We start from the raw sequence: 11,073 nt of genomic DNA, 5'->3' as shown, positions 1-11,073 counted from the left end.
ATCCGTCCGGGGTCAGGGGAAACACGTCCCCAAGCGGGTTTGTGCAACAAAGCCGACGTAAACACAAAGTCATCTGTGGTGAGAGCGTCTAACTGCGACGCATCTTTTTCCCGGAACCCGTGACGGAAAGCATTCAAAAAATCGGTGGCTGTTGGCATTTTTTATTTCCCTTTTATTTGCGATATCGCCACGCATGAAGTCAGCATCACGATGAAACTTGGTCCAGCATGAGTGTTAAAGTGGTTAGCGCATTCGAAGGCTACTTTTCCACAATCGGAGTGACCTCAAAATTCCCCATTTCAAGGATTGGATCGAAAGCAGTATCAAGTTGCTCAAAGGTATCAGCCTCTAGCACCATGAAAGCCGTATGTTCTAGACGATTGGAATAGTGACCGTGCACCTTGATCCCGTGATCGCCGACGCTTGCTAATGTATCCCTGAATAACGGGAATTTTTCTGGATGATGCGCTTGGCACGTCGAGTAATCATGCGTGAGCTTGACCATAAATAACATTCTTCAATCCTCACCTAATTGTGCGCGACTATCGAAAAAAAGTTCAGGAAGTGAAGGCGGCGGTGCGCTCACATCTAATCCATGAACCTCGGCGGCGAATTCAGCAAATTCAGGAGGCATTGTAGACACTATTTGTGCCCAACTCGCAGCAGGATCATTTCCTTCCATTGTAATGATGAGAAAATCTCCTGCTGGTGTCTGCTGTAAGAATGATCTTTCATGAACACCGGCTGCTTCTCGTGAGTTTGCAAAGTCAGGTGTAGCGTTTACCTGCTCCATCATCGCTTTCCATTTGTCCAATTTGCCCGGTAAGATTGGCATGCACATAGCTAACATTGGCATTGTCTACTCTCCTTTTGGATGTTTCAGGTTACTTGATCGGCGTCGCGCCCGTTTCAGTGCGAATGATTTTCCCATCTTTGAGCAGGTTGACAACCATCACGGCCTCTGATGTCCCATCTGGGAAAGTCATAAGTGAGTGCTCAACCATGATCTCGTCGTTTTCATAGAGACACCGTTGGTTGCTGAAGCTTAATGTATCGCTTTCCATCATAGCCGTTAATGTAGGCATCCAGTCTGATTTGCTAACCTCCGTACCCAACTGATGCCGAACAAAAACGAAGTCTTCATGCAAACAATCCAGATAACCTTCAATGTCCTTACCATCCTGGACGGCTTTGATTTTTTTGTAGAGCGACATCTTTCATTCTCCCCACATGCCAGCAAACTCAAAGACAACTGCTTGTTTGCCGCCCACACACCAAGCGTCGTGATTTGGTGAGATGGCATATGCGTCACCCGCAGTGTAGGTTGCCTCGGAGCCGTCGTCGCATACGCAATGAATTGTACCCTCTATAATGATCCCAACATGCGTTGCTTTGCAGCTGGCTGTACCCACGATCGGCTTGATGTCCTTCGACCATTTCCAATCTGGTGCGAGTGTGAGCTTCGTCACACGCTGACCAAGAACGTTAACAGCTTCCATACGAGCGTTCGGCATATCCTTGGCTTCATCGGCTTGAGACGCGAAACTTTTCACTTCTATCGGCATTATTCTTTCCTTTGGTTTAATTATTGGATTTCATTAAGCGAGTAAGGCGCCACAAATTTTCGACAAGTCAAAGAACCAAGCCCACATAGAGCAGAGCGGTGCATACGAAGGCCGTTACCCAAGCAGCGGTTCGGAACCAAACGATCCCGAGCGCGTAGAGTGCGACATATGCAATTCGAGCGAGCAGGAACGTCAGCATCAGTTGATCAGCCAAATTGTCGGCGGCATCGGACAGATGGGTCATCAAAACTGCAGGTGCTACCAAAGCGAGCGCAAGCAGCGAGTTATTCGCGGCGCGTTCCATTCGCCCCGCAAGGCCTGTCAGAACGAGATCTTCTCGATTGCCGGCAAGCGTCGATAGCCCGACCTGCTGGGCCGCTACCAAGACTTGCGCCAAGATTACAATAACGACAATCAACCCGTAAAATGCCAGATAGAGTATAAAGTCTTGCATATGTTCGTCCTCCAATCGGTCAGTTTCGTAAGTGCCTAAAGGATGCCAGCAATTTTCGTGATTGAACGCATGTCGATTTCGAGACCGTTCATCAGCTGCCCAAATTCAGGACTGGCCGCCAAAGCGTCGTAGGTTCTCTCAATCGCCGACATGTCAGGATAGGTTACACCCAACATGTATGTCCCAAGATCAGACCCAGTAAGTGTTTGTCCCATGCGCATGGTCTGTGCACCTGCTGATTTGAACACGGGCGCGGTCTTGTTTAGCAAATCTAGCATTGCAGTTTCTTCCAAAGACCGACGATGGGCCCTCGTCAACATCAGATACTTGGGCGTTGGCTCAAGTTTTGGCTCAAATTCGATCGGTTTACCCCGAAATACATTTCGAGCAAAGGGCGCTACAGCGTGATCGCTGACCATACGCGAATAGGCGGAGGACTGCGGGATCATGTTCATAACGCTCTCAAATCCTTGTAGGTCATCAAAGAACTGAACATTCACCAAAGCCCCGGGATAGCGGCCTGAGATCACGCTGCCATATGTCACGCGAACTGCGCCATTTTGTCGGCAGTCCTGCGCGAAGTTGGCCAATTCGTTCAAAGCGCCAGATCTGCTTGCTGCGGGGCAAGTAGCTGCGGTGATGGCGATAAATTTGGGAGTGGACATCCGAAAGCCTCCAGTTTTTTTGAACTAACCATTTCTTAGAACAGGTTGACCTGACGCAAGTGTACCGTCTAGTCTGTATGTTAAAGTGGTTTGGAGGCATGACATGCTTGACTTGAAAATCGTCGAAGAGGAAATGTGCCCAATCGGCCTGGCTGGACACCTGCTTATTGACAAGTGGATCCCAATAATTATCCGCGACATAGCGTTGTTTGATCGGCGTGGCTTCAACGAGATATTGAAAAACAATCGTGAAGGCATTTCCTCGGCATCGCTCGCTTCACGCATGCAATACATGGTGCAGCTGGGCCTATTGCGTGTCGAAAACGCAGACGATCATGCGCAAAAGAAAAACTATTTTCTGACTGAAGCAGGTATCGCTTTTGTGCCTATATTGTTTCACTTGGCCAGCTGGACTGCTGAGTTTCGCAACCCAGCGCCGGACATTGTTGAGCTCACCAGCCCGTTCTATTCTGCACAAGGTGACTTGCAAGAGAAGTTAGTTGATCGATTGCGCCAGATTCATGTGACGAAGACGATTGAACCAACGCCTTTGTGGTGGCTGGCTGATAACCTGTAAATTTATAGTTACACACGGCTGCGCGTTCGACAATGTCATCTGTGAAGCATAGACAATCCTGAACCTGTTTCAACTGCCAAGCCTTAGCAGGTTAACACACACTTTCGTAGACTTGTTGGTGTGCCCTGCCGTAGTGTTGTGGTGAGGAGCATGACATGCGGCAGCTGCGTGATGACACACATCTGATACTGGACGGCGAGGTGCGCGTGTATCGGCGCGAGCGCAGCAAGCGCTGGCAGGCAGCCTTTGTGATTGATGGGCACACTATTCGCATTAGTACGGGCAAGCGTGATTTGGCGGAAGCCAAGGAGTATGCCCGCGATACGTTTCTTGAGTACAAGTTCCGCCACAAGAACGACCTGCCTGTTGTCACCAAAAAGTTCTCTGATGTTGCCAAGCTGGCCATTGCGGACATGCGCAAGCAGCTGGACGCAGGCTTGGGGCGCAAGGTATTTGCTGATTACATCGTCTGCATCGAACGCTACCTCATCCCCTTCTTTGGGGCACAGTATGTGACCACCATTGATTACGAGAAAGTGCAGCAGTTCTACGAGTGGCGACGGGCTAAGATGGGGCGTGAACCAAAGGCCTCAACGCTGAACACCCACAACTCAGCCATGAACCGTGTGTTTGAAGAAGCAGTGGCGCGGGGCTTTATAGCACACAAGAATGTGCCACTGCTGGTAAACCGTGGTGAGAAGAGCGAGCGACGTCCAGACTTTACCCGCGAAGAATACGCCACACTGATCCGCAAACTGCCCAGCTGGATTAACGCAGGCAAAGCAGGCAAACCCACAGACATGCGGCACCTTATGCGGGACTACGTGTTGATCATGGCCAATACGGGCATGCGCCACGGCACAGAGGCGCTGAACCTACGCTGGAAGCATGTGACGCTGTTTGAGGAAAAGGATCTGCAGTATTTGGAGATGAGCGTGACTGGCAAAACCGGTCGCAGAGACATCATATGCCGCAGTGGAACAATCAATTACCTCAAGCGCATACACGAGCGGTCAGAGGACATACGCCACATCCCTTTTGAAGACCTGCTCAAGCAGCGTGTCGATCTGCCCGTGTTCAGACTGCCCGATGGCATTGTCAGCAAAAACATCCATCAGACGTTCCGCAAGTTCCTCACAGACACAGGGCTGATCAGATGTCCACGCACAGGGCAGAATAGGACACTCTACAGCCTACGTCACACCTATGCGACCTTTGCCCTGCTCAACGATGGAATGGATATACATGCCCTCGCTGTGCAGATGGGCACAAGCATCGGCATGATTGAGCGGCACTACAGTCACCTCACGCCAAGGCTCAAGAAGGACATGCTCACGGGCAGAAGGTATGAGTTGTCGCGGGATGAGTTTGAAGATCGCTAAAGTGAGGACAACTGATAAGGATTAACGTAAAGGGCGGAATGCGGACGTTTGCTGCACTTCGCACTAACGGCAGCTATGCGGACAAACCGGACTTATGCAGGCGCGGCTGTTGCTGACGCAGCATTAGTTCGCACGCGCGGCGCGTTCATCGCTGTGTCGCAGCTGATGTCGCCATACCGGTCGATCAGGGGCCCCGATTGTGCCTGAGCCAAGACCGAACTTTCGCCGTACGCTTCGCCAATATGAAAGATGGTGGGACAGAGATACCGTTCGCGAAACTCAAGCTAACGGCTGCTTTACTCGTGTAGGTTGCCGCCAAAGCCATCCTTCATCAATGCGTCCAACATGGGGCAAGCCGCAGTGCCATCTTCGCAGTTCTTTGAAAGGCTCAAGAGCGCGTCTCGGAGGCGCACTAAGTTCTCAATCTTGGCGGTGATCTCACCCAGATGGTTCTCAGCCATTGCTTTCACCTCGCCACAGGATCGGCCGCTCTGCTCGGTCAGAGATAGAAAGGTCTGAATAATCGAGATCGGGAAGCCCAAATCGCGACACCGGCGCACGAACCTGAGTTTGGCAATTTCATCGGACGAGTATAGCCGACGCCCGCCTGCCGAGCGCCCCGGTTTCGGAACCACACCCTCACGTTCATAATACCGGATCGTTTCGATGTTCACGCCGCTTTGTTCTGACGCTTTGCCGATGGTGAACATTTTGCTTGCTCCTGTAGTGGCTACAGGAAGTAGAAGTGCAAAATGGACATGAATGCAAATCAACAACCCGTGGTAGACACCGGCATCGCTGCCCGCCTAGTGATGCCCTTCGCAGCGCTTTTGGCGCTATTGTCGGCGTCATGTTGTGTTTTGCCTATCGGCCTATCGATATTAGGCCTTGGTGGCGCATGGCTCACCATGCTTGGCCCATTCATCGCTTACCGAGGGTTCATTCTTGTCGGTGTTGCGATTGCACTGGTTTGGGCTTGGTATCGGGTGCTGCGGCGCAAGCCATGCTCAACGCGCAGGCGGTCCGCAATTATCTGGACGTCACTTGCATCCATCGCCTTTTTGATCGCACTGTTTTCGCCGCTCTGGGAGGCGTCAGCGCAGCGTTTTATGTGGGATTTGTGGAGATCGACACGATGAAAAACAAACTACTGGCGCTCGGGGTGGGCGGCACGATTGTGGCGATCCTCTGTTGCTTCACGCCGATCTTGCCGGTCGTGCTTACAGCGCTTGGCCTGACAGGCCTGCTTGGTGTCGTCTACAGCGATGCTGTCTTGCTGCCGATATTGGCAGGATTTCTCATACTCACGGGGTACGCGATATGGCGACAGAAGACGCAAAAGTAGTGCTGCAATCGACTCTCACCTGTCCATCTTGCGGGCACGTTGAAACCGAGACTATGCCGACCGATGCCTGCCAGTGGTTTTATGAATGCAAGTCATGTCAGACCGTCTTGAAACCGCTAGAGGGGGATTGCTGCGTCTACTGTTCTTACGCAACAGTTCCATGCCCACCGATCCAAGAAGGCAAGTCCTGCTGCGGTGTTTAGGTATGCACGGGCTTAATCTGCTTGGGTGCCTGTTATCTCGCCGAATACGATTTCTCGGCCATCTGGTGCCATAGCTACAATCTCTCGGCAACCGTATGGCTTGTCGGTGATCGGGCTTTTGAGCTTTGCGCCTCGGCGCTCGAATTCGTCATGCAGCGCTTCTATGTTTTCTACCCAGAAATAGGCCGCCCACCCATGTTTTCGGAATCCCAATGTTCGATGACAAGCAAGCATGATTGTCTGACCATCTCGGTCCAAAGTCACAAATTTTGGACCAGTCCCAATCTCCGTACCAAGTTCAAATCCGAGCCGCTCTACAAAAAAGTCCTGCATCGGTCTTACTGTGCGGCTGTTCACCTGTAGCACTGCGGCGGTTCGTTGGAAGCAAGAGGAAGGGATTTCTTCAGTGCTCCCTCTCACAAAGTTCATGATCAGCCAGAGACGCCAAGACATAGCAGTCTTCAGAAACGCCGTGCCCATCACATCCCTTCGAAATTCGCGTGAGTTCCTTTTCCAAAAGCTTGAGCCGTTTGATTTTCGCGCGAACATCTGCAAGCTGCGAAACAGCGATGTCCGTTGCGGCCTCGCACGATCTGTCTGGATGATCCTGTAACTCGATGAGCGATGATATCGCCTCAATCGAAAATCCCAGATCACGAGCGTGACGAATGAAACTCAGTCGTTCCAATCCTTCCTTATCGTAGCGTCTTTGGTTGCCACTCGTGCGCTCGGCTTCTGCCAAAAGTCCCATTTCCTCGTAGTAGCGAATGGTGGGAACCTTGACCTTTGTGCGCTTTGATAGCTCGCCAATAGAAAACATAAAGAAACCTCTTGAACCTCTAGTCACTAGAGACATTATACTATCATCAACGTAAGATGAAAGAGGATTCACCCATGTCAGGTTGCTGCGGACACGACACCAAATTTGACGGCGTATCAGACGATTACAAGCGAAGGCTTTGGATCGTCATTGCATTGAACGCGACGATGTTCGCAGTTGAAATGACGGCTGGCCATTTGGCGCAGTCACAGGCTTTGCAAGCCGATGCGCTCGACTTTGCGGGGGATGCAATGACCTACGGCATTTCTCTGGCAGTCATTGGTGCCTCACTTCGCGCCCGTACCAATGCCGCGCTGTTCAAGGGTTTCAGCCTCTTGTTGATGGGGCTTTGGGTTTTTGGATCGACTGTCTACCGCGTATTTTATGTCGGGGTTCCCACAGCCGAGATCATGGGTGCTGTTGGCTTTCTGGCATTGCTCACCAACCTTGCCAGTGTGTTCTTACTGGTGCGCTACAAGGACGGTGACGCCAACGTGCGCTCAGTCTGGCTATGCTCCCGCAATGACGCCATCGGCAACGTCGCCGTTATGTTCGCCGCCTTGGGCGTCTGGGGCACTGCAACGGGCTGGCCTGACCTGATCGTGGCAACAATCATGGCGGGACTGTTTCTGTCGTCAGCATTCCAGATAGTGCGCCAAGCCCTCGCGGAACGGCGGGAAGTGATCGACCACGGCCACGTAGACGTATGATGCATAGCATGCTTGTTGCTCTAGGTCTGGGCATTGCGGCTATGACCTTGGCCGCGATCCTTTGGTCAATCGCCTTTCCTGCGCGGCGGATAGGGCCGCCCAAACGCTATACGGCACTTACACCTTTCCTTGTCTGGGTGCCGACATTCACGCTGTTCGGTGTTCTCATCTTGCTTGGTGTCTTGGGTTGGGCTGATCTGGCCATTCTAAGTTGGGTGCGGTTTGGCGTTGGCCTGCCTCTCATCCTCTTTGGCAACATTGTGGTATGGATGGAAGTCTCGCACTTTGGGGTGCCGCAGACTGGTGGAGCCAAAGGCACCCTGCGCACTGTGGGCATGTATCGTTACTCTCGGAACCCGCAGTACATCGCTGATATTGGCATCGTAAGTGGCTGGATGATCTTGTCAGCAGCGCCTTGGGCAATGGTCGTCGGGTTAGCGGGAATAGCAGTGCTTATCGCCGCACCATTTTCTGAGGAACCTTGGCTCAAGGATAAATACGGAAGCACGTTTGAACAGTACGCGACACGTGTGGGGAGGTTCTTCTGAGGTACGCAACGAGCCAAAGTCGGATTGCGACTGACACCAAAAAAGTAGCAACGCTAAAAAGCTAGGTAGGCATCCCATCAGCTTTCGGGAGACTGGGGTCCATTTGGTCCCAAGGCTGTGCGCTCTTCACGTAAATGTCACGGCTTGGCTGGTACCAACTTGGATCATCCAAACTGCCCGCGAACAGGATCATTGCTCCTTCGCTTGCCTTGTTGATCAGAAACAGCGGTGATCCACATTCAGAGCAGAAACCGCGAAGCATTGCATGGCCGCGATCAGCTTGGCGCCCGAACCACTTTGGTTCACCTTTCTCAAGCCTGAAATCAGTCTGTTTCACTAGCACAGCTGGAAAATAGGCACTTCCAGTGGCCTGCTGGCAATCGCGGCAATGGCAGTTACCCATGTAGCGGGCAACACCTTCAGATTTGTATCGGACTGCTCCACACGCGCACCCACCGGAAAACTGCTCAGGCAACATAATCTTTCCTCTCCAGTTCATTTTAGGAAGGAGAACCAACTTCGCAACAACTTATAGTCTGAACCTATCTGGTTGCTGCAAGGCCCAGAAAGTCCGATATCTCAAGAAGGGTATTTGTGTCAGGGTTCATGCCTGATCGTCCCGTCGACGCTTCGCAAGTTCGCGATAAAGAGCGGCTGGCGTCACCCCAATCCAATCGGCGACGTGCACCCACCCGCCTTCTTCTGGAGGTCCATTAAGTTCGAGATAGGCATCCAGCCGATCTGTTACCTTTCGCAACCGCATGATCTCAATGCGCGTCCGCAGTGCCTGAAGTTCTTTGGTCGTCCGCTCCAATGCCCTTACCGAAAGATGTTTCCCCGAAGAACCGTTCCCAAAGTTCTCCAGAATCTTCGCTTTGGGTATGCCCGAGACCTTTGTCGACCGATCCGTCACCGCATCGCAGTGGTAATGATCTGCAAACAAGGACGCTTCGGCCACAAGATCGCCCGCTTTTGCAGTGTGCAAGGCAAGAAGCCCGCCATCTTTCAGAGCTCGCCGAAGAAGAACTTGGCCCCCCCTTACAAGGAAGGCCATTTCAACCTTATCGTTACGCCGAAACAGAGACTCACCTGCTTCAAGTGTTCGAACAGATGCGCCTTCGAATGATGTGAGCCAATGATCTGACATGATTTCTATCATGTTTCATGTTGCTCATCATATGCAATGTCTTTGCGCAAATCCCGGATCATACAAGGATATCAAACATGACAACTAAGCGCTTCGCATTTCTCATGCTGATCTTGCCCACAGTTGCCTTTGCTCAAAACCACTCTGGAAACCACGGCTCAGCTCCATCGCTCTATGCAGGACAAGAAACGCGCCTTATCAAATCTCTTTCCGAGGACGACGTAGAGGAGATCGCACGTGGCGGCGGATGGGGTCTTGCACGCGCCGCCGAGCTAAATGGCGTTCCCGGGCCAACGCATCTCCTTGAGCTAGCTGATCAAATCGGACTGACCGAACAGCAACGCGACGACATCGAAGTGATCCGGGCGCAGATGCGGGCAGACGCCATAACTGCTGGGGAGCGGTTCGTCGCGGCGGAACAATCGCTGGACGAAGCTTTTCAACTTGGTGCGCCGGATGCGGGGACACTTGAGCGGCTGGTGGCGGAAGCAGGTGAGGCGCGGGCAGATTTGCGCTTTGTTCACCTCAACGCGCACCTGCTGACTTTGCCATTGCTGACTGACACTCAGGTGACCCAGTATTCGGTGCTGCGCGGCTACTCAGATGATCCATGTGACGCCGTTCCTGACGGGCACGATCCGAAGATGTGGCGCAATCATAATGGGTGCAACTAGGTTGGCTATCGGCGACACACCCTCGTGACTTGTCAAAACCATATACCCCCAGTAGGTATTTGGTATGTTTCGCTTAATGCTGCCGATCCTTCTTGTTTTTGCATTTGCCGGTGCGTCCACCGCGTCAGTAATGCATGGATTGAACCATGGACCCGATCACGCTGACCACCACGCTGAAATGACGGAGCATGATGTGTTCGCTGATGCCGAGAAGGCCCTCGCGGACTGCTGCGACACCACGAAAGGCATGGGATCAACGCCATGTTTTGGTGATCTCGTAGCCACATCTGCGATTTCGCCGGTAAATCTCGCAAGCAGAATTGCCATTGGGGTGCTGTATGCTGACTTCGAGTTTTCGAACCTGATACTGGCTGTCCCAACCGGTCCTCCGAAAGTTTGAACGGCAACGGGCGCTCGCCTGCAATCCATTCAACTTTCAAATTAAAGGACCAACAAACATGATCTCACGTCGCCACTTCACCACCCTTTCCGCAACGGCTTTGGCTGTCGCTGCTCTGCCAGCCCGCGCAAGCACGCCTATGCGCGTTCTCGCCTCACCCGGTTGCGGATGTTGTCACGCTTGGGCCGACTTGGCCCGTGCGCGTGGCTACGCTGTCACTGTCGGAGAACTGACCGAGCCGGAGGCGCAGAAGTCAGAGCGCGGCATTCCGCTTGAACTGGCCTCCTGTCACACCATTGAAGCCGATGAGTATGTCTTTGAAGGGCATGTTCCGTTCGAAGCATTGGAAACTGTTCTGCAGGATCGCCCAGACATCACCGGACTTGCTGTTCCGGGCATGCCGATGGGTTCCCCCGGCATGGGGGATGATCCTTCTGCCCGTTACGACGTCATCGCATTTGGTGGAGAGGCGGGCACCGGAATGGTGTACTATCGAGCTGGTACAGCACAGCCCTTCGACACGTGATGGGCTTTGTTGCACAAATCCCATCATGAGGGGATTCACTACGTGAAGCCAGCGTGG

At 52.6% G+C, this 11,073-nt stretch carries 20 protein-coding genes; 9 read left to right on the top strand and 11 right to left on the bottom strand.

Going from position 1 to position 11,073, the window contains the following annotated elements; genetic code table 11:
• Positions 1 to 259: 259 nt before the first annotated feature.
• The 6 genes from THS5294_RS06370 to THS5294_RS06345 all read right to left on the bottom strand — a co-directional run bounded on the left by THS5294_RS06370 (position 260) and on the right by THS5294_RS06345 (position 2,684).
• The gene (locus THS5294_RS06370; protein WP_038006139.1) at positions 260 to 514 is read right to left on the bottom strand and encodes a DUF3303 domain-containing protein; all 255 of its coding nucleotides are present in this window, start codon (positions 512 to 514) and stop codon (positions 260 to 262) included.
• Positions 515 to 517: 3 nt separating this feature from the next.
• The gene (locus THS5294_RS06365) at positions 518 to 856 is read right to left on the bottom strand and encodes a hypothetical protein (protein ID WP_058123076.1); all 339 of its coding nucleotides are present in this window, start codon (positions 854 to 856) and stop codon (positions 518 to 520) included.
• 28 nt (positions 857 to 884) lie between these two features.
• Complete coding sequence (locus THS5294_RS06360; RefSeq protein ID WP_058123075.1) at positions 885 to 1,214, bottom strand: nuclear transport factor 2 family protein; 330 nt, start codon at positions 1,212 to 1,214, stop codon at positions 885 to 887.
• A gap of 3 nt (positions 1,215 to 1,217) precedes the next feature.
• A complete protein-coding gene (locus THS5294_RS06355; RefSeq protein ID WP_058123074.1) occupies positions 1,218 to 1,565 on the bottom strand; it encodes a cupin domain-containing protein in 348 nt (115 codons plus the stop codon).
• Between the two features lie 67 nt (positions 1,566 to 1,632).
• Positions 1,633 to 2,019: an MAPEG family protein gene (locus THS5294_RS06350; RefSeq protein WP_058123073.1), complete on the bottom strand. Its 387-nt coding sequence runs from the start codon at positions 2,017 to 2,019 to the stop codon at positions 1,633 to 1,635.
• Between the two features lie 35 nt (positions 2,020 to 2,054).
• Complete coding sequence (locus tag THS5294_RS06345; RefSeq protein WP_058123072.1) at positions 2,055 to 2,684, bottom strand: DUF6854 domain-containing protein; 630 nt, start codon at positions 2,682 to 2,684, stop codon at positions 2,055 to 2,057.
• A 103-nt stretch (positions 2,685 to 2,787) separates the two neighbouring features.
• Here THS5294_RS06345 and THS5294_RS17960 point away from each other — a divergent pair, with 103 nt between their 5' ends.
• Both THS5294_RS17960 and THS5294_RS06335 read left to right on the top strand, forming a co-directional pair.
• Positions 2,788 to 3,261, top strand: a complete 474-nt coding sequence (locus THS5294_RS17960) for a winged helix-turn-helix transcriptional regulator (protein ID WP_233486424.1) — start codon at positions 2,788 to 2,790, stop codon at positions 3,259 to 3,261.
• 155 nt (positions 3,262 to 3,416) lie between these two features.
• Positions 3,417 to 4,643, top strand: coding sequence for a tyrosine-type recombinase/integrase (locus THS5294_RS06335; protein WP_058123071.1), 1,227 nt, complete (start codon positions 3,417 to 3,419; stop codon positions 4,641 to 4,643).
• Positions 4,644 to 4,939: 296 nt separating this feature from the next.
• Here THS5294_RS06335 and THS5294_RS06330 read toward each other — a convergent pair whose 3' ends face one another.
• Entirely contained in the window at positions 4,940 to 5,353 is a 414-nt protein-coding gene (locus tag THS5294_RS06330) for a MerR family transcriptional regulator (protein ID WP_038006131.1), read from the bottom strand.
• Positions 5,354 to 5,646: 293 nt separating this feature from the next.
• On the opposite strand from THS5294_RS06330, the gene merF reads away from it, so the two are divergent.
• Both merF and THS5294_RS18540 read left to right on the top strand, forming a co-directional pair.
• The gene (gene merF, locus THS5294_RS18545; protein WP_233486423.1) at positions 5,647 to 5,988 is read left to right on the top strand and encodes a mercury resistance system transport protein MerF; all 342 of its coding nucleotides are present in this window, start codon (positions 5,647 to 5,649) and stop codon (positions 5,986 to 5,988) included.
• Positions 5,964 to 6,191 carry a GDCCVxC domain-containing (seleno)protein gene (locus tag THS5294_RS18540; protein WP_072936797.1) on the top strand — a complete coding sequence of 76 codons (228 nt, stop codon included), beginning with the start codon at positions 5,964 to 5,966 and terminating at the stop codon, positions 6,189 to 6,191. Before merF ends, THS5294_RS18540 begins: the two co-directional genes overlap by 25 nt.
• A gap of 12 nt (positions 6,192 to 6,203) precedes the next feature.
• Here THS5294_RS18540 and THS5294_RS18215 read toward each other — a convergent pair whose 3' ends face one another.
• Together THS5294_RS18215 and THS5294_RS06315 are read right to left on the bottom strand one after the other, a co-directional pair.
• On the bottom strand, positions 6,204 to 6,644 hold the full coding sequence (locus THS5294_RS18215) for a VOC family protein (RefSeq protein ID WP_139278667.1): 441 nt from the start codon (positions 6,642 to 6,644) through the stop codon (positions 6,204 to 6,206).
• Positions 6,595 to 7,011 (bottom strand): MerR family transcriptional regulator, encoded by a 417-nt coding sequence (locus THS5294_RS06315; RefSeq protein ID WP_038006129.1) that lies wholly within the window; start codon positions 7,009 to 7,011, stop codon positions 6,595 to 6,597. Before THS5294_RS06315 ends, THS5294_RS18215 begins: the two co-directional genes overlap by 50 nt.
• Before the next feature lie 74 nt (positions 7,012 to 7,085).
• Between THS5294_RS06315 and THS5294_RS06310 the strand changes: the two genes are divergently transcribed.
• Positions 7,086 to 7,721 carry a cation efflux transmembrane domain-containing protein gene (locus THS5294_RS06310; protein WP_038006127.1) on the top strand — a complete coding sequence of 212 codons (636 nt, stop codon included), beginning with the start codon at positions 7,086 to 7,088 and terminating at the stop codon, positions 7,719 to 7,721.
• Between the two features lie 8 nt (positions 7,722 to 7,729).
• Positions 7,730 to 8,269 carry a methyltransferase family protein gene (locus THS5294_RS06305; RefSeq protein WP_158508579.1) on the top strand — a complete coding sequence of 180 codons (540 nt, stop codon included), beginning with the start codon at positions 7,730 to 7,732 and terminating at the stop codon, positions 8,267 to 8,269.
• A 61-nt stretch (positions 8,270 to 8,330) separates the two neighbouring features.
• Here THS5294_RS06305 and THS5294_RS18825 read toward each other — a convergent pair whose 3' ends face one another.
• Both THS5294_RS18825 and THS5294_RS06295 read right to left on the bottom strand, forming a co-directional pair.
• The gene (locus tag THS5294_RS18825; RefSeq protein ID WP_049833087.1) at positions 8,331 to 8,747 is read right to left on the bottom strand and encodes a GFA family protein; all 417 of its coding nucleotides are present in this window, start codon (positions 8,745 to 8,747) and stop codon (positions 8,331 to 8,333) included.
• 126 nt (positions 8,748 to 8,873) lie between these two features.
• The gene (locus THS5294_RS06295; RefSeq protein ID WP_038006121.1) at positions 8,874 to 9,428 is read right to left on the bottom strand and encodes a Crp/Fnr family transcriptional regulator; all 555 of its coding nucleotides are present in this window, start codon (positions 9,426 to 9,428) and stop codon (positions 8,874 to 8,876) included.
• 65 nt (positions 9,429 to 9,493) lie between these two features.
• Here THS5294_RS06295 and THS5294_RS06290 point away from each other — a divergent pair, with 65 nt between their 5' ends.
• The 3 genes from THS5294_RS06290 to THS5294_RS06280 all read left to right on the top strand — a co-directional run bounded on the left by THS5294_RS06290 (position 9,494) and on the right by THS5294_RS06280 (position 11,016).
• Positions 9,494 to 10,090, top strand: a complete 597-nt coding sequence (locus tag THS5294_RS06290; RefSeq protein ID WP_038006119.1) for a hypothetical protein — start codon at positions 9,494 to 9,496, stop codon at positions 10,088 to 10,090.
• A gap of 64 nt (positions 10,091 to 10,154) precedes the next feature.
• A complete protein-coding gene (locus THS5294_RS06285; RefSeq protein WP_038006117.1) occupies positions 10,155 to 10,490 on the top strand; it encodes a hypothetical protein in 336 nt (111 codons plus the stop codon).
• 58 nt (positions 10,491 to 10,548) lie between these two features.
• Positions 10,549 to 11,016 (top strand): DUF411 domain-containing protein, encoded by a 468-nt coding sequence (locus THS5294_RS06280; RefSeq protein ID WP_038006115.1) that lies wholly within the window; start codon positions 10,549 to 10,551, stop codon positions 11,014 to 11,016.
• Positions 11,017 to 11,073 lie beyond the last annotated feature (57 nt).

This window comes from Thalassobacter stenotrophicus (genome assembly GCF_001458315.1).
Taxonomy (GTDB): domain Bacteria; phylum Pseudomonadota; class Alphaproteobacteria; order Rhodobacterales; family Rhodobacteraceae; genus Thalassobacter; species Thalassobacter stenotrophicus.
This window is presented reverse-complemented; position numbering and strand designations above follow the sequence as displayed.